The 16,996-nt window shown below is 47.7% G+C and carries 15 protein-coding genes; 13 read left to right on the forward strand and 2 right to left on the reverse strand.

What is annotated here, in order from left to right; all coding sequences use genetic code 11:
• Nucleotides 1–16: 16 nt before the first annotated feature.
• A complete protein-coding gene (locus HGH47_RS10375) occupies nucleotides 17–1,690 on the forward strand; it encodes a diphosphate--fructose-6-phosphate 1-phosphotransferase (protein WP_212564668.1) in 1,674 nt (557 codons plus the stop codon).
• A complete protein-coding gene (locus tag HGH47_RS10380) occupies nucleotides 1,687–3,264 on the forward strand; it encodes a bifunctional folylpolyglutamate synthase/dihydrofolate synthase (RefSeq protein ID WP_432912222.1) in 1,578 nt (525 codons plus the stop codon). The genes HGH47_RS10375 and HGH47_RS10380 overlap by 4 nt, the downstream gene beginning before the upstream one ends.
• Here HGH47_RS10380 and HGH47_RS10385 read toward each other — a convergent pair.
• Entirely contained in the window at nucleotides 3,182–4,234 is a 1,053-nt protein-coding gene (locus HGH47_RS10385) for a pseudouridine synthase (protein WP_212564667.1), read from the reverse strand. The genes HGH47_RS10380 and HGH47_RS10385 overlap by 83 nt on opposite strands.
• 189 nt (nucleotides 4,235–4,423) lie before the next feature.
• Here HGH47_RS10385 and HGH47_RS10390 point away from each other — a divergent pair, with 189 nt between their 5' ends.
• From HGH47_RS10390 to yihA, 4 genes are all read left to right on the forward strand, one after another.
• Nucleotides 4,424–5,176 (forward strand): HEAT repeat domain-containing protein, encoded by a 753-nt coding sequence (locus tag HGH47_RS10390; protein WP_212564666.1) that lies wholly within the window; start codon nucleotides 4,424–4,426, stop codon nucleotides 5,174–5,176.
• 228 nt (nucleotides 5,177–5,404) lie between these two features.
• Nucleotides 5,405–6,508, forward strand: coding sequence for an MraY family glycosyltransferase (locus HGH47_RS10395; protein ID WP_432912227.1), 1,104 nt, complete (start codon nucleotides 5,405–5,407; stop codon nucleotides 6,506–6,508).
• 123 nt (nucleotides 6,509–6,631) lie between these two features.
• Complete coding sequence (locus tag HGH47_RS10400; RefSeq protein WP_414162738.1) at nucleotides 6,632–8,206, forward strand: glucose-6-phosphate isomerase; 1,575 nt, start codon at nucleotides 6,632–6,634, stop codon at nucleotides 8,204–8,206.
• A 27-nt stretch (nucleotides 8,207–8,233) separates the two neighbouring features.
• On the forward strand, nucleotides 8,234–8,848 hold the full coding sequence (gene yihA, locus HGH47_RS10405) for a ribosome biogenesis GTP-binding protein YihA/YsxC (RefSeq protein ID WP_432912230.1): 615 nt from the start codon (nucleotides 8,234–8,236) through the stop codon (nucleotides 8,846–8,848).
• Nucleotides 8,849–9,180: 332 nt separating this feature from the next.
• Here yihA and HGH47_RS10410 read toward each other — a convergent pair whose 3' ends face one another.
• On the reverse strand, nucleotides 9,181–9,456 hold the full coding sequence (locus tag HGH47_RS10410) for a Txe/YoeB family addiction module toxin (protein ID WP_212564665.1): 276 nt from the start codon (nucleotides 9,454–9,456) through the stop codon (nucleotides 9,181–9,183).
• Between the two features lie 77 nt (nucleotides 9,457–9,533).
• On the opposite strand from HGH47_RS10410, the gene HGH47_RS10415 reads away from it, so the two are divergent.
• From HGH47_RS10415 to HGH47_RS10445, 7 genes are all read left to right on the forward strand, one after another.
• Nucleotides 9,534–10,601 (forward strand): tetratricopeptide repeat protein, encoded by a 1,068-nt coding sequence (locus HGH47_RS10415; RefSeq protein ID WP_432912233.1) that lies wholly within the window; start codon nucleotides 9,534–9,536, stop codon nucleotides 10,599–10,601.
• A 2-nt stretch (nucleotides 10,602–10,603) separates the two neighbouring features.
• Nucleotides 10,604–11,917, forward strand: a complete 1,314-nt coding sequence (locus HGH47_RS10420) for a LysM peptidoglycan-binding domain-containing protein (RefSeq protein WP_212564664.1) — start codon at nucleotides 10,604–10,606, stop codon at nucleotides 11,915–11,917.
• Between the two features lie 13 nt (nucleotides 11,918–11,930).
• Entirely contained in the window at nucleotides 11,931–13,241 is a 1,311-nt protein-coding gene (locus tag HGH47_RS10425; protein ID WP_212564663.1) for an OmpA family protein, read from the forward strand.
• A gap of 72 nt (nucleotides 13,242–13,313) precedes the next feature.
• Nucleotides 13,314–13,727, forward strand: coding sequence for a tetratricopeptide repeat protein (locus HGH47_RS10430; protein ID WP_212564662.1), 414 nt, complete (start codon nucleotides 13,314–13,316; stop codon nucleotides 13,725–13,727).
• A 33-nt stretch (nucleotides 13,728–13,760) separates the two neighbouring features.
• Nucleotides 13,761–14,918 (forward strand): exo-beta-N-acetylmuramidase NamZ family protein, encoded by a 1,158-nt coding sequence (locus HGH47_RS10435; RefSeq protein ID WP_212564661.1) that lies wholly within the window; start codon nucleotides 13,761–13,763, stop codon nucleotides 14,916–14,918.
• A 12-nt stretch (nucleotides 14,919–14,930) separates the two neighbouring features.
• Nucleotides 14,931–16,496 carry a glycoside hydrolase family 3 protein gene (locus HGH47_RS10440; protein WP_212564660.1) on the forward strand — a complete coding sequence of 522 codons (1,566 nt, stop codon included), beginning with the start codon at nucleotides 14,931–14,933 and terminating at the stop codon, nucleotides 16,494–16,496.
• A gap of 16 nt (nucleotides 16,497–16,512) precedes the next feature.
• Nucleotides 16,513–16,992, forward strand: coding sequence for a GNAT family N-acetyltransferase (locus HGH47_RS10445; RefSeq protein ID WP_212564659.1), 480 nt, complete (start codon nucleotides 16,513–16,515; stop codon nucleotides 16,990–16,992).
• Nucleotides 16,993–16,996: the final 4 nt, after the last annotated feature.

Raw genomic sequence — 16,996 nt, forward strand, 5'->3', positions numbered from 1 at the left:
GACAGGGAGGCTTATTATGACCGTATCTCAGTTACACAAAGCGCGGTATACATATACGCCGCGTTTCCCCGCTATTCTCGAGGAACCGATTGAATCGATTGCAATGCAAAAAGGACAAGCGACAACATCCATGGCACATGCAGAGGAGATAAAACCGCTGTTTCCGCACACGTATGGCAAACCGGTTATTCATTTTGTCAAGGGAACAGCACATATTGACAAAAAACCGCTCAGGGTCGGAACAATTTTATCGGGCGGACAAGCGCCGGGCGGACATAATGTCATAGCAGGCTTATACGACGGTCTAAAAAAGGCAAACCCCGGCTCCAAGTTATTCGGTTTTTTAGGTGGGCCGGAAGGATTGATTATCGGAAACGCTATCGAAATATCCGGAGAGATTGTCGATCGATACCGGAACACAGGCGGCTTTGATATGATCGGTTCGGGGCGTGCAAAAATCGAAACACCCGAGCAAGTTGCCGGAGTGATAGCAACGGTAAAGCGGATGGAGCTTGATGCAGTGGTCATTATCGGCGGCGATGATTCAAACACAAATGCAGCCATATTATCAGAATATTTTTTGCAACACGGCATTGCAACGCAGATTATCGGCGTTCCTAAAACCATCGATGGCGACTTAAAGTACGATATGCTGGAAACTTCTTTCGGGTTTGACACGGCAACCAAGATATATTCCGATCTTATCGGCAACATCGCCCGCGACGCAAATTCGGCAAAGAAATACTGGCACTTTATCAAACTGATGGGTCGATTTGCCAGCCACATCGCTCTGGAATGTGCGCTCCGTACCCAGCCGAATATCTGCCTGATTTCCGAAGAAGTTGCCGAAAAAAAAATGACCCTCAAGCAGATCACCGATATAATCGCCGATGCAGTGATAAAGCGCGCAAACCGTAAGGAGAACTTCGGTGTCGTGCTTATTCCCGAAGGTGTTATCGAATTTATCCCCGAGATGAAACAGCTCATCAAAGAACTCAACGCAGCGATGGCGCAGTATCCCGATGCATTTAACACGCTTGAAACTTTTAAACAACAAAAAGCGTGGGTAGAGCAACACATTAATCCCGAATCAGCCGCCTTGTTTGCCTCGATGCCGGAGGACATTGCCGCGGAATTTTTAACGGATCGAGACCCGCACGGCAATCTGCAAGTGTCGCGGATAGAAACAGAGCACCTGCTGATCGGCTTAGTAAAAAACCGGCTTGCCGAGTTGAAAAAAGAAGGAACCTATACAGGGAAGTTCAGTGCACAGGCTCACTTCTTTGGATATGAAGGGCGGGCGGAATTCCCTTCAAACTTTGATGCGGATTATTGCTATGCCCTTGGCAGAACAATCTTTTTGCTGATTGCGAACGGACTGACCGGCTATATAGCATCGGTATACAACCTCACAGCGCCGCCCATCGAATGGAAACCCTGTGGCATTCCGTTAACCAAACTGATGGATATGGAATTGCGCTCGGGAGAGAAGAAGCCGGTTATCAAAAAGACGGTTATCGATTTGAACGGTAAGCCGTTTAAAACCTTTGCGGCGCAGCGGGAACGGTGGGCGGTAGAAACTGCCTATATTTTCCCCGGTCCTATTCAATATTTCGGACCGTCTGAACTATGCGATGTTCTCTCTAAAACCTTACTTTTGGAGCATGAAAACCGGCAGCACTCCTCATGAACAAAACAGGTGATACGAATTCAACACCCATAGTGCATCAAAAAAATTTCAACGATTTTTATCGATGGCTTGACGGCTTCATTAACTTTGAAAAACGGCCGCATAAAAAGACCTTTTCGCTTGAGGTTATCGGCTACTATGCAGCGCTTTTTTCCAACCCGCAAACAGCGTATAAAACTGTACACATTGCCGGTTCAAAGGGAAAGGGTTCCGTTGCGGCGATGTTTTCAGCCTTGCTCACCGAAGCCGGTTATAGGACAGGCCTCTACACGTCTCCCCATGTAAACGACTTCCGCGAGCGGATAACGGAAAACGGCCGTTTTTTCGATAATTCCGCCTATCTTAAAGCGTTTCGTACCGTACGAGAGGGCATACAACCTTATATCGGGAAGGAGAGCGAGCCGCAACCGAGCTGGTTCGAGCTGGTAACGCTGACTGCCTTTGTGCTGTTCCGACAAGAGAAACTCGACTGGGCGGTGTTTGAAACCGGCATGGGGGGCAGGCTTGACGCTACCAATATCGTACAGCCGGAACTAACCGTGCTGACACCGATCGAGCTTGAGCACTGCGAATATCTCGGTCATACCATTCCGCTCATTGCGGCGGAAAAAGCGGGCATCATTAAAGCATGGTGTCCCGTTTTTTGCTCACGTCAGCAACCTTCCGCGCTTGAAGTATTCAAAGAACGGGCGGCGGCACTCAATGCTCCGTTTTTTTATCTACCCGATTTTATCGAAACGATTGAACACCGGCTCACACCGCATGGCCGCGAAGTTACCATCCGCTTTTCCGCCGCGCATCCGGTAGGGGCGCTCTTTAAGCGTCCGCTGCACACCATACTCCCGCTTTTTACGCCCGTACAGGCGGAGAACGCTGCCCTCGCTGCCGCCGCTTTTAAATACCGCTTTCCCGACGCACCGGAAGACTTAATCGAAAGCGGGCTTTCAAAGGCATGGCTCCCCGCGCGATTCCAGCTTTTAAGTACCAAGCCTTTAATTGTCCTCGATGGCGCACATACGCATAACAGCATACGGACTTGCGCAGACACGTTTTTTTCTCTCCTCAACAACGGATCCGGCGCTTCGATTCCCTATAACGACAGTACATCCGTACATTCCGGCCGCTCAGCAATTCATGCTGCCCCTTCAATCGCATACTCCGGTACCCTGCCCGTATCCGGCACTATACCCGCATACTCTGATACTCAGTCCATACCCGACGCACCACCGAAGACCAAGCCGATACTGGTGTTTGCCTGCGCCGCAGACAAACACCCCGCCGGTTTTGCGCCGATATTCTACGGCAACATTGCGCACCTCTACCTCACCGTGCCGGGCTCGTTTAAAAAGGGCAATTTAGAAAAAACCGTCGGCGCATTTACGCAGGTTTTCGAAAATGAGAACAGTGTTGTAATGGAAGCGAGCGAGGATTTTAACGCGATATTAAAGAAGGCCTTTACCCAAAGCATTACCGAAAATCGGCCGCTGTTGATTACGGGTTCATTCTATCTGGCGGCGGAAGCGCAACGAGTATATTCCGCTGAGGGTTTTCAGGATCGGGAAACTCAAGGCTGACCGCGTAAAGCTGCAAACTCACCGGTGGAGCTTCCGCTCCCTGCGGCGCATACAGAGGGTCGCCTACAATCGGAAGCCCTGCTGCAGCCAGATGAGCGCGCACTTGGTGCCGATATCCGCGGGAAAGGCGGCAGCGCACGCGAATCAGGCGACGTTCTGCACCGGTTTGAGACGGGCAAGATTCACAGGCAATTTGAGCTACCGTATCGTTTCCACCGATCGAGGACGGCAGCATATCGACCGCTTCGATGACCGTCGTGTACAGCCGCCCGTCTTTCTTGTAATGCCGTGAAGCAGAAAAAACAGGAGCAACCCTTTTTGCGCCGGGGCCGAAATTCCTAAATTGACTTTCCAGCGTAAGCGGTAACTTTGCGGCTATCCGTTCCTGCGCAGCTATCTGCTCCTGTACAGCCATTCTCCTCTGTGCGACAGACAGCTTTTTCAGCCTAGACAACTCCGTTACATCGAAACCATGCCCGTTATCTATTTCAGGGGATAAAGTCGGCTCTACGAACGCGCAATAAGTTTTGATCATCCGCCCCGCTTCCTGCCGGGCAGCAAGAAAATCATATACCGCCTGATCCTTTGCAAAAAGCACAAGACCCCGCGTATCCGTGTCGAGCCGGTGCAGCAGTCCTGCCTCGATCGCCTTTTTACCGCGTACCTGCACCTCGGCAAGCGGAACCTGCACATCGTTCTGCGCAGCATTAACGAGTGCATCGGTTTGGTTATCATCGGACGGGGCATTCCCCTTTGCCTCAGCGCTATGCAAAAACCAGTACACCAGCGTATTGCGTTCATCTGCTCGAAGCGGCGCGGTGGGAAGATGCGGGGGCTTATACACAACCGCCCAATGAGCGGTTTCCCGTACAATACAGGGGGCCGTTCGAGTATAATCGAACGCCGCCGTTACGGAACATATAGAACATATATCTGTAGAATTTTGCAGAGCTGACTCCTCGGCACACATATCAGGGCATCTCTAAAAACTATATCCTGCGGTTATGCACCTGTCAAGCAAAGCTTACACTACGATCAGGTCAAACGTATTTTGAAAAATCTAAAACTATCGACCTCTTGACACTTGCAAAAAAATAACTGACAATAAGCCGGTATTCCAGTAAATACCAACTTTGAACAAAGGAAGGGGGTCGTTACCATGCGGCACAAATTATTGATACTATCACTGGCTTTAGGACTGCTTACAGCTCCGTTTATCTGCGCACAAAATAAAGACGCTGCAAAGAAAAATGATAAGGGCAGTGAGTCCGACAGTATGATTACCGTCGAACAGGCATACCTCAATTCAATTGAAGGCGTTATGATTAAGGAAATGGTTGCCGCTGAAGGACGCGATTCGAAGAGTGTTGCCTTACAATACATTGAAGATGCATTAAATCAGGGGCGTCAATCGGAAGACATTCAGGTGGCTTTAAGTACGTTAGCAACCGAAGGTCTTTCAACCGTTGTAAGAGAAGATGGCAGAATCGTAAATAACTATCCGGATATAAGACGCCGCGCATGTGAGTTGCTTGGGCAAATGGGAACCGATAAAGCTAAGGATACATTGGTCACTGTCATGTACACCGACAACGAACCATCCGTTATCACAGCCGCAGTAAAATCGCTCGGCGAAATCGGAAAAAATGACAATGATGAAGTATTCAATATGATTAACTGGATTGCTCGTAAATTCGATACGGTTAATCCGACGAGTTCTCTCGCACTTGAAATACTCAATACCTTTGAAAAGATGTCCGGCTCAATTATAAACAAAAAGGATATGTTTGAAACGGTAATGCGCATTGCAAATAACTATAGCTATGTAACGCCGGTAAGAACCAGAGCCTACGAAGTAATGCGCGGCATTTCAAATTCCAACTCCAATACGGATCAAAAAAAGAATAAATAATTCCTGTTGGGCTGTTTATTCAGCTGGAGGGTTTAATCCCCTGTTCTTTACACCGAACAAAGGAGATTAAACCCTGCTGCAAGCCACAAGCCGATTGAGCTTTTCCCGATACCTTGTATGTTCCTGCTTAATCGGCTATCATAGCAGCTACAGAGTTTTGCGTATCCAATGATTTGCAGCTTCTCTGAACACAGGTAAAAAGTTAATAATGTTCCTGTTGAGGTTTTAATGCAACTGACAAATATGCAGTTTATCCTTTTCACAATGCTAATACCCTGTACCATATCAGCCTTTTTTGTATATCTTGTGATTCTTTTTGCAAAACGACACAATTTATACGATGACGTCGGCGGTAGAAAAATACACACAGGGAAAATTCCGCGACTAGGCGGTGTCGGTTTCTTTTCTGCCTTTGCATTGAGCGTCTTTATCGTCTACTTCAAATTTCCAAGCAATATCGTTATAACCCGCCAATTCACGGCCATTATCGTCGGGGGCTGCTTAATTTTCTTCATGGGGCTTTGGGATGACTTAAAAAATTGGCGGGCTATCTATAAACTTATTGTTCAATTAATTGCCGCCGGTATCGTCGCGTATGCCGACTTCCGCTTTACCCGCATCAGTTTTGGCCCTCTCGGCCTTTTCATCCCCTTCGGTATTTTTGCTTATCCGATAACGATACTCTGGATTGCAGGGGTTACTAATGCCGTAAACTTGATGGACGGCATCGACGGACAGGTAGGTTGTTTGAGCGTTTCATTGCTGATCAGCTATATTATCCTATTTTTCAAAGACTCATCTCCCCATTTTTCTATGATTTATACCTGCATCATATTGGCCGCTGCGATTATAGGTTTTTTATTTTTTAATCTTTCCCGTCCTAAAGCGAAGATATTTATGGGCGATGCGGGGTCTCAATTCCTCGGCTTTGTGCTTGCAATACTCCCGCTGGTACCCAGAAACGACGGATATGAAACTGCAGCACTCCCTTTTGCAATTATTTTTATGATGCTGCCTATTTTCGATATGATCGCTGCAATTTGGCGACGGATACGGGATAAAAAACCGATACGGGAAGGTGATAGGCTGCACCTTCATCATAAGCTGATGCTTATCGGTTATTCGCCGCGAGGGGCATTGGTTACTGTGATGATTTTACAGATCATTATAGATATATTCGTAACGCTTGCGGTTATTTCACAAGGACTTATGGCGCTGGTAACGCTCATCGGACTTTCACTGGTGGGGATATTATTCTTTACGCTCATTCATTTTGAAAAAGAAAAGCACCTTGCCCATGACGGTACATCGATACCGAAGAATACGCAGTAAATTTCTTCCTACTATATCGCTGAAAATCAATCTTCCGTGCACCGGCGTTTTATTGAGACATCTCTACAAGCTGTAGTTTTTAGAGATTACCACCTGTAGGAAACGGCTATAAAGGAGACGATTATGTGGAAAAACTTAGATGCATGTTCCCTGTTTCGCGATTTGCAGGAAGCAGCAATACCGAACATCACGCAATTGATGAAAGGAGACAGCGGCGCATACCGAATCGAACAATATTCCATACCGATGGCGGCCGGTATGCACTACAATTATGCTGCAAAACAAGTGGACGAAACGATCCTTACCATGCTTGGCGTGCTTGCGAACGAACAGCAAGTAAAGTTGAAGTATGAGATGCTCCTTTCAGGCGAAGAAGTCAACACCGGAGAACACCGGAAAGTCCTGCATCATCTTACGCGCGGACAGCTTGGGGACGATGTTATCTACAACGGTAAAAATATGCGAACCTTTTATCTTGAGCAGCAGGAAAAGGTGCGTGAGTTTTCAGAAGCGGTCAGGAACGGTTCCATCACCGCTCCATCCGGTAAGCCCTTCACCGATGTCGTGCAGATCGGTATCGGCGGTTCAGACCTTGGGCCGCGCGCGTTGTACCTTGCGCTTAAAGCATGGGGAGAGCGGCATAATAAGCTCAAGCTTCGCGCTCACTTTATATCGAATGTAGACCCTGACGATGCGGCGGCGGTACTTTCCGCTTTAGACTTGTCAACGACGCTGTTTATCTTGGTTTCAAAGAGCGGCACCACGCTCGAAACGCTTACCAACGAACGCTTCGTCGGGCAATTTTTGCAGGAGGCGGGACTAAACCCTGCAAAGCAAATGGTTGCCGTAACAAGCGAAAGCAGTCCGCTTGCCAATAATCCATCCTACCTTGCATCCTTCTATATGGATGACTTTATCGGCGGGCGGTACTCTTCCACCTCTGCATGCGGAGGTGCGGTGCTTTCGCTGGCATTCGGGGCGGATACCTTTGACGCCCTCCTTGCCGGAGCCGCCGCTGCGGATAAGCAAGCCCTCGAACCGAGCCATACCGGAAATGCCGCGCTTATGGATGCGCTCATCGGTGTCTATGAACGGAATATTCTCGGCTACGGCAGCACCGCCATTCTGCCCTACAGCCAAGCGCTTTCCCGCTTTCCAGCTCATCTGCAGCAGCTGGATATGGAATCCAACGGAAAATCGGTGAACCGCTTCGGCAAACCGGTTCACTATAAAACAGGACCGGTTATCTTTGGGGAACCGGGCACCAACGGGCAGCACTCGTTCTATCAGCTGCTGCACCAAGGCACCGATATCGTGCCGCTCCAGTTTATCGGGTTTGAAGAAAGTCAATACGGGAAAGACATTACCGTGGAAGGCTCTACCAGCCAGCAAAAGCTGCTTGCCAATGTTGTCGCGCAGATTACCGCCTTTGCATGCGGCAAACAGGATGATAATGCGAATAAGAGCTTTGCCGGAGGGCGCCCGTCGAGTCTTATCCACGGAAAGGCGCTTACACCGGAAGCGCTCGGTGCGCTGCTTGCTCATTACGAAAACAAGGTAATGTTCCAAGGCTTTATCTGGAATGTCAACAGTTTCGATCAAGAAGGTGTCCAGCTCGGTAAGGTACTTGCCAAAAAAGTTTTATCGCACGATATGCCGCCCGAACTCGCCGCCTACGCCCGCCTCTTCGGACTATAATAGGCTGAGGGAATTATCACAACCGGTATGCTCAAGATCGTATCCGCCGAGTTCATCAAAGGGGCAATTAACAGTAAACAGTTCCCGCAGATAGGCGTTCCCGAGTTTGCTTTTTTCGGACGCTCCAATGCGGGAAAGTCTTCGCTGATAAACATGCTCCTTAATAGAAAGAACCTCGTAAAAACAGGCTCAAAGCCGGGCATGACACGAGAAATCAATTTTTTTGCGGTGAATGCTCCGGCAGGAAAGCAGCCAAGTGCGGAATCCTTTTGCGTTGCCGACTTACCCGGCTACGGCTTTGCGCAAGTATCCCAAGCGGAACGGAAACGGATTGACGCTATGCTGTATGATTACTGCACAACCCGCTCCACACTTAAAACGGTATTTTTATTGATGGATATCCGGCGGGATCCTGCTGAAATAGAACTGCAAACCTTGCAGTTTTTCAGGGAATACAACATACCCGCTGTCTTGACGGTAACCAAAGCCGATAAGCTCAGTAAAAATGAACAGGCAAAGCAGATCCTTGCCCTTGCATCTTTCTTTGAATGCAGCAAGGATGAAATAATCGTAACCTCTGCTGCAAAAAAAACGGGCAGAGAAAAGCTCTTACAGCATCTCTCCGCCTGTCTTCTTGTGTAAGATTCAATGCATATTCTTTTTGCTTCAGATACACATATTTTGTATCCATGTTGGTTTCTTCAATATAATCGTCAAAAAAAGATACTATCAAGGAATCATCGACCGATAATTCACTTAAGCGCTCCATTATTTCCAATTTTAGCTTTCATTATCATCCCCCAAAAAAGGAAAAATTATATGTAGTGAGCTTTGCCGTCAGCTTAATTCGCGTGTTGAACGGCGCTGTGCGCCGGACGACAGGCGGATGTTCCGCCGCCCGTTGAACGGACGCGCATGTCCGTTCAACATTGTTTTAAACCGCAAACGGCTTGGCCGTTTGTCGGCTTTGGAAACTATGTTAGGTTTTCTTCTACATCATAATGATTTTTGCATTGAATAATTTTTATAAGTCCATCCTCTATTTTATGCACAAGCCTATTTTTCTCATCTATTGTCCTTGACCAATATCCGCTTAAATTTTCTTTTAATGGCTCATGATGTCCTATCCCATCATTACCGTTTCGTTCAATATCAGCAAGAAGTTTATTAATTTTCTTCAGCGTCTTTTTGTCTTGCATTATCCAATATGTATAATCCAACCAAGCATCATCTGAAAAATCTTTATGCATTTTATGCCTGAACAAGTTCGCGTATTGAATGCTGTGCTTGCGCTGCAGTCTTGCCAATATACAATGGCTGTGATAGTATGCCCACCGTGATACGGTTTAAAAAGTACCTGCTTAGCTGGTTCGCAGTTTGTGTCGGCGCTTTATGCTGTTCCTGCTCTCACGATCGGTTCGGTTATCTCTATACCGGCTTACGTGAACACCGCAAAGAACAAAAAACGTTGGTCGCTTTATTAGAAAAAGAGCAGGATGCTCAAATACGGTTCGCCCTTATCGACAAAATTACTTCTCATTTGCAAGCTGAGCATAAAATAAAATCACTGGCAGTGTTCCTGCAGTCCGTTATTGACGCGGAACCGGACAATCCCTATAATGCCTACTTTCTTTTACGGCTCGCGGCAGCGTATCGGGAAGCCCAAGAGGACGCTATTGCCGCGTATTATTTTGAATATGCCGTTCAAAATTATTCCGATATGACGGTGAACGGACAGTCAATCCACTTACTCTGCCTAAAAAATCTGATAGAGCTTGCAGGAACCGGCAGAAAATCGATTGTTTATTATTCTCGGCTTTTAACCGATTTTTATAATGAGTTCGATCCTGCGCAAGCATATTTTATGCTCGCGCAGGCTTATGAAAAACAAGGGGAATGGCAGCTTGCAATCCAAGCTTATACGCAATTTTTAGATCTGCACCGGTTTGATGTTATTATTCCGGGTATTCCCGACACTTACGGCTATGCACGTAAGATTGTCGACTACAGCGCTTCGACAAAAAGCTGGACGTTCAATACTCTTGATGATCTTGTAAAGACTATTAAAACGGCGATTCGTGCAAGGGACTATGCGACATTGGAACGATGCCGCTCAAAGGTTAACTTCTTTGCAATGTCGTGGAAGCAGGAGTTATCCGATACGCAACAACAGCCCGATACGAATCTAAAGGATTTTATGTACGGCAGCGCGATCAGTATTGCCTCCGAGCTGGATCCATCCTCCACTCCTTACGAAGCTTATTTAAGGACTTCCGGTTGGAACCAATATGTCCGTACATGGTACCTCTACTTTAGGAAAATAAACTTCCCTGCCGATCCGGCAATCCACGGCCGCTGGGAGTGGGCAGGTATCTACTATGGAGAAAAAGTTTAAGGATGCATTTAACCGGTAAAAAACTACATATAAAACACTTCTGCGTCGGCATCATAGCGGGGACATTGTGTATTCTCCCTATCTATGCGAATATCCAACCAAAGCCGATAGGGGCGGACACAGAGACGTATATAAATAAACCCCTTTTGCAGAGTTTTCAAAGCAACACGTTTTTACACAGTACCCTTGTTCCTCATGATCATCCGTTAATCGAAAAATTCCGTAAGCAGTATATGTGTGCCGACGGCTACAACTACCTTTCAAAAATCATGAAGCGTTCTGCTCCGTACCGCGATTTTATCATTGGGTTGCTCGAATCCGAAAATATGCCCGCAGAACTTTTGTTCCTGCCTGTCATCGAATCGGGTTTTTTTGAAACGGCAACTTCAAAATCGGGCGCCGTCGGAATTTGGCAATTTATGAGGAACAGTGTCGGCGGCTTTAACATCCATATCGACGATTGGGTTGATGAGCGGCGGGATCCATGGAAAACGAGTGTCGCTGCGGTCAAAAAGCTGAAGTGGAATTACAGTCAATTCAATGACTGGCCGCTTGCACTCGCTGCCTATAACAGCGGAGTGGGAACAATACGAGCAGCGATCAAAAAAGGAGGCAAGGCAGACTATTGGTACCTTGCAGAACACGGTTACTTAAAAAAAGAAACACTCTACTATGTGCCCAAATTCCTTGCCATTGCAGAAATACTTTCCCGCAGCGATGAGCTGAACATCGATTGGGGAAAGACAGAAGAGCATCAACCTACTTCCACAATTGAAATCAAACGGGCAATCGATGTGCGGCTACTTGCAGAGGAACTCGGCCTTGAATCCGAAGCGATTAGAAAACTCAACCCCTCGCTCCGTTACTTTATCACACCGCCGAGTATCAAATATCAGCTGCGTCTCCCTTCGGCTTATACCGAAGCGGCGCAAACGGTGCTCAGCCAATCGGATAAGTTGCTGATAAAATACTATCAGTACCGTGTAAAATCGGGCGACACGCTCTATGCGCTCGCAAAACACTATGGGGTCAGCGTTCAAAGTATCTTGAATTATAACACCGGCCTTAAACCGGAAACGCTGAAAATCGGAAAGACTATTTTGATTCCTGCATTAAAATCAGTCGGGGCGTATACGGGCAAGAGTGTTGCACAGGCGGGAAATTTTGACGGCACGCATACCATCCGGCAGGGCGATACCCTGTGGTCGCTCGCATTAAAATATTCGGTTTCAGTCGAACTTTTAGCTCAAAAGAATAATCTGACGGTAAACAGTGTCCTCAAGTTAGGGAATACCCTAAAAGTGCCGATACTGTAACGAGGACGTATCTATGAAACATTCATTTTCCCTTACCGTTTTCGTTTTATTTGCTTCAGTTTTCTGCTACGGCTATCCGTCGGGGATGGAATCCCAAACAGTACAAAACTGGGAAACAGCTCAAGTAGATTCAAAAATCACACTAGATTTAAATAAAAGCGGGTTGTACCTGCCGACCGATAGAAATGCGGCAATACGGCTTATCCAGCAGAACCGCTCTTCTCTCTTAAAGAATGCCTATCTTTCCATATTAGTGGATTCTTCCCACAGGGTCGGCAACTATCTGGCAGAAGAAAAAATTTCATTCACCGATATAAATACTGTTATTAACAACGGTAAAAGCACAGCGCCTATTCTCTCTCAAGAATTACAGACGGCTATTGTTTATCATCAAAATCCTTTACAGGAACTTGCCAATCTCTTTGTAAAACACAATGCGCCGTATACCCCTTCGTTTTTTCCCCTCGGTACAGCGAGTAAGGTATACACCGGCATTTTAATCGATGCCCGCGGTCAGCTGCCCGTACATGGCGAGTATTCCAGTGAGCAACTCAATCCTTGTCTGTTTCCGAAAATCTGGAATAAAAATATGAATCTGATTTACGAGAAAAACATCGTTAATCCCGCTCAGGCAAAAAAACAAGGCATTGTTTTGTATACCGGTACATTGGATGAAAGCGAGTACCGGGACAGGATCGGCACGGAACCTTTAAGAATTATTGCACGCGGCGTTTTCGGCGATAACCGAACTGATCCTATCATCAGCAACGAGGATGCGGAGCGAATTCTAGCCAAAAAAGAAAATATCGAGCTGCTGCGCCAAGGAAAGATTGTTATTGTGTGTGATAAAGACACGTTACAGGTTTCTCCGACATATCCGCTCGTCGATGAACAGTTCTATTTTATGTACCGTGATATAGAAAAATTCTTCCTCGACCGCGAACCGGAAAACATCGCCGTCAAAGCGCCTAAAAATATTATCAAAATTACCATGTATGATATCCGGTTTGTGGCGGATTCGCCTGAAATTCTTCCCGACGAAACAGGCCGTATTGATGTAATTGCAGAAGCGCTTAAAAAAGTCGGCCCGAATACGCACTTCTTAATCGAAGGTCATACGGCAGATCTTAACCGCCCTGAAGGTGAGCGTATTCTTTCCCTTCAACGAGCCGACAAAATTGCAGAAGAACTTGCAAAACGGAGCATCGAAGCAAATAGAATGCAAACTGCCGGATACGGAGCAACCCGTCCTATTGCACCAAGCGATACCGCCGAAAACAGGGCAAAAAACCGCCGCGTCGAAATTACCATCATGCGCGACTAACAATCGGGCATCTAAAAACTCATACTTTGGAGATTCCCAAAGCATTATTTATCAATACAAGGAGTGTGTAATATGAAGATAAAACATACTATATATTTATGCTGTGCGATTATGGCGCTCTGTCTTGCTTCGTGCATGACTGTCCCTAAAGAATCCGAAATACCGGAAGAGGCAAGCGCAGCGGATTTAACACAAAAAGCGCAAGAAGCCTTCGATTCCGGTAACTACCGCGCTGCACGTGTCTATTATGAAACTATACTGAAACGTTTTGCCGACGATGAAAGCGCTTGCATCGCCGCTCAATATGAAATTGCACACTTGCATATCAAACGGCATCAATGGAAGGATGCATATACCATACTCGAAAAGATCATTGCTCAATATGAAGGACCGATGGCGATGCATTTGCCGCCCGATTATTATAAACTTGCAAAAATCGACCATACCCGCGCTGCAGAAAAACTCGGCATTAAAACAAAGCAGTAGGATCCGCCGGTTTTTGCGCTGTGTTAATATTTTATGGTATTGAACGGAATAGACCGGATACATAATTTCGATTCTCTTTTTAAGGGGAGAAAGCTCGGCGTTATCACATCGCTGTCCGGTCTTTCTAAAGATTTTATCCCTTCGTGGAAAATACTTGCTGAACGGTATAGGGTACGCGCCCTCTTTGCACCGGAGCACGGGCTTTACGGCTGCGAAGATGCCGGCACGGTATGGGAAGGCGAGAACAAATCTGTTTCCGGTATTCCGCTCTACAGCCTCTATCGGCGAGACGGGCAAGATTTTAAACCCGACATGCTGGTCAATATCGATACCTTAGTGTACGACATTCAAGATGTCGGCGTCCGGTTTTATACCTACATCTCTACATTGATACTCGCAATACGGGCAGCATCGGCTCACGGTAAGGATTTTATCGTTCTCGACCGGCCTAATCCGCTCGGCGGCGTTAAAACGGAAGGTAACATCGTAAAAAAAGACTTTGAAAGTTTTGTCGGTATGTACCCGCTGTGTATCCGGTACGGTTTAACCGCCGCCGAACTTGCACGAATGGTACATACCGAGGAACAGCTGAGGTGCTCACTGCACATTGTGCCGATGGAACACTGGCGCCGCGATATGCTTTTTACCGAAACCGATCGCGTGTGGATACCGCCATCCCCCAACCTACCGCACTTTGACAATACGCTCGCCTATCCGGGTACCGCGCTGTTTGAAGGAACCGATGTATCGGAAGGCAGAGGTACGGCAAATCCGTTTACCCTTATCGGCGCTCCGTACATAGAGGGGGAAAAACTTGCCGATACGATGAATGCGGCAGGGTTACGCGGCGTACATTTTTTACCCGCCCGTTTTACCCCTTCCGCCTCCAAATATGTAGGCGCGCCATGCCGCGGCATACAGCTTTTTATCACCGACCACAAAGCCTTCGAGCCGGTTAAAACGGGCGTAACGCTCTTATTTGCCGTTAAAACCGCCTATCCCGATGATTTCCGATTTTTACCCCCTGCGGAAGCAACCGCCGCGGAGGGGAACATTTCAGCGTCGATAGACCGGCTCGGCGGAGACAACCTATTGCGGACAGCCTCTTCCTCAGCCGAAGTGTGCAGCATATTTGAAAAAGAAGCGGAAGCTTTTTACCGGCGTATCAGGCCGTTTTTTATCTACTCGTAGGAGAGAACAGCTATGAACAGCACAATATTAACCGAGTATATCGGACAGATGTTTGCCTGCGGTTTTCCGGGAACGGAAATGCCGGAAGACTTTATCGCATTGGTAAAAAAATATAAGGTCGGCAATGTCATCCTCTTTAAGCATAATATTACAAGCCTTGCACAACTGAAAAGGCTCTGCACGGACATACAAACCTTGATTACCGCTGAAACCGGACACCCTGCCTTTATCACAATTGACCAAGAAGGAGGAGCGGTTTCACGGCTTGCTGAAGACTACTATAACGTACCCGGCGCAATGGCGCTGGCGGCAACCGGCGATGAACTGAACGCCTACACCGCCGGTAAAATCACCGGGGAAATTCTCCATGCCCATGGCGTAAACTTTGACTTAAGCCCTGTGCTGGACGTCAATTCCAATCCGCATAATCCGGTTATCGGGGTACGCAGCTACGGAGATGACCCTACCCTTGTCGGCCGCTACGGGCTGCAGATGGTACGGGGACTCACCGCAGGCGGCGTACTCAGTGCGGCAAAGCATTTTCCCGGGCACGGCGATACATCGGTCGATTCGCACCTCACGTTACCGACCGTCCGTAAATCAAGAGCTGAACTGGAACAAACGGAAATAGCACCTTTTGCGCAGGTCATCAAAACGGGGCAGCTTCCCGCAGTTACCATCTCGCATATTCTCTTTCCCGCCATCGATGAACAATTCCCTGCGACCATCTCAAAAAAAATCGTAACCGGTTTATTAAAAGAAGAACTCGGATTTAACGGGTTGGTTATCAGCGACTGTATGGAAATGAAAGCGATGCAAACGTACTTCGGCACCGCGGAAAGCGCTGCGGCGGCAATCAACGCAGGTATCGAACTGATTTTTATCTCCCACACCATACCGACTGCCTGCGCCGCCATCGAAACGGTAACGCGCGCCTGTGCAGAAAAGCAGATTTCCTTCACGACCATCGAACAGGCAGCCGAAAAGATTATCGGCTTAAAAAAGCAATTCAAACCCGCACAGCCGCTGCCGGAAAAAACGATGGAAGAATATCGGAAAACCATTGCAAGTCTTCGGCGCAAAACGCTGACGGGCTATCATCTCCCCGAAAGCGGATTTCCTAACCTCGGGGATAAGCCGTTTTTTGCCGGTCCGCAGCCGTTCATTGTTACCAATGTGTCGAACGATGTCGATAATTCAATCAGCTTTGCACGCTCCATGCAAATCGCATTCGGCGGCACCGGTATTGATACGTCGATCGACCCTGACGAAGCGGAAATCGCGCGAATCGTTGCGCAGGCGGAATCGGCTACCGGTATCGCCGCAGCGAGCTACAATGGACACGTAAAACAGGGACAGCTCAAATTGATCCAAGCCCTTGCACGTCTGCATAAACCGATGATCGCCGTTGCCCTACGCAATCCCTACGACCTCGGCTGCCTGCCCGATACCGTCTGCGGCCTCGCTGCCTATGAATACAGCAACGCAGTGCTATCCTGTATCACCGAGATGCTCAAAACGAATGCCAAACCGGAAGGGCATTTCAGCGTTACTATCCCAAAGGTTGTGCTTGAATAAGTAAAAGGTAAAAACTATGGCTGATATGTTGGTAAACTTGCTCCGGCTGTCTCCGGCAGAAGAGCTTTACGCAGAATTGCAGCGGAAATACGATGTGCATATCCGGCGCGCGATGACGCCTGATAAGTTCCGAATCGTTGAATGGGTAAAAGAACATTCCACTTTAAGCGCAGCAGGCGAATGCGATACCTGCTTTTCCCGCATACCGGTGAGTTGCTTTATCGCTACCCGCGGGCAGAACATACTCGGATATGCGTGCTATAACGCAACCGCGCCCGACTTTTTCGGCCCTACAAAGGTATTGGAAGATGAACAGGGGAAAGGAATCGGCAAAGCGCTGCTGCTCGCATCGCTCCATGCCTTACGCAACGAAGGGTATGCGTATGCCATTATCGGAGGAGTAGGCCCCGAAGCCTTCTATCAAAAAACCGTCGGCGCCGTTTTAATTGACGGCTCTACGCCCGGTATTTACAAAGACTTTCTACCGAAACTCTAGGGCT

Source organism: Treponema sp. OMZ 805, assembly GCF_050937395.1.
In the GTDB taxonomy this organism is placed as follows: Bacteria; Spirochaetota; Spirochaetia; order Treponematales; family Treponemataceae; genus Treponema.

Bases quoted from the DNA above. Each gene is read 5' to 3' on its own strand.
- HGH47_RS10415 (WP_432912233.1), top strand. From the start codon at position 9,534: ATGCCCACCGTGATACGGTTTAAAAAGTACCTGCTTAGCTGGTTCGCA.
- HGH47_RS10410 (WP_212564665.1), bottom strand. From the start codon at position 9,456: ATGCATAAAGATTTTTCAGATGATGCTTGGTTGGATTATACATATTGG.
- HGH47_RS10420 (WP_212564664.1), top strand. From the start codon at position 10,604: ATGCATTTAACCGGTAAAAAACTACATATAAAACACTTCTGCGTCGGC.
- HGH47_RS10385 (WP_212564667.1), bottom strand. From the start codon at position 4,234: ATGTGTGCCGAGGAGTCAGCTCTGCAAAATTCTACAGATATATGTTCT.
- HGH47_RS10425 (WP_212564663.1), top strand. From the start codon at position 11,931: ATGAAACATTCATTTTCCCTTACCGTTTTCGTTTTATTTGCTTCAGTT.
- HGH47_RS10430 (WP_212564662.1), top strand. From the start codon at position 13,314: ATGAAGATAAAACATACTATATATTTATGCTGTGCGATTATGGCGCTC.
- HGH47_RS10395 (WP_432912227.1), top strand. From the start codon at position 5,405: ATGCAACTGACAAATATGCAGTTTATCCTTTTCACAATGCTAATACCC.
- HGH47_RS10375 (WP_212564668.1), top strand. From the start codon at position 17: ATGACCGTATCTCAGTTACACAAAGCGCGGTATACATATACGCCGCGT.
- HGH47_RS10445 (WP_212564659.1), top strand. From the start codon at position 16,513: ATGGCTGATATGTTGGTAAACTTGCTCCGGCTGTCTCCGGCAGAAGAG.
- HGH47_RS10390 (WP_212564666.1), top strand. From the start codon at position 4,424: ATGCGGCACAAATTATTGATACTATCACTGGCTTTAGGACTGCTTACA.
- HGH47_RS10400 (WP_414162738.1), top strand. From the start codon at position 6,632: ATGTGGAAAAACTTAGATGCATGTTCCCTGTTTCGCGATTTGCAGGAA.
- HGH47_RS10435 (WP_212564661.1), top strand. From the start codon at position 13,761: ATGGTATTGAACGGAATAGACCGGATACATAATTTCGATTCTCTTTTT.
- HGH47_RS10380 (WP_432912222.1), top strand. From the start codon at position 1,687: ATGAACAAAACAGGTGATACGAATTCAACACCCATAGTGCATCAAAAA.
- HGH47_RS10440 (WP_212564660.1), top strand. From the start codon at position 14,931: ATGAACAGCACAATATTAACCGAGTATATCGGACAGATGTTTGCCTGC.
- yihA (WP_432912230.1), top strand. From the start codon at position 8,234: ATGCTCAAGATCGTATCCGCCGAGTTCATCAAAGGGGCAATTAACAGT.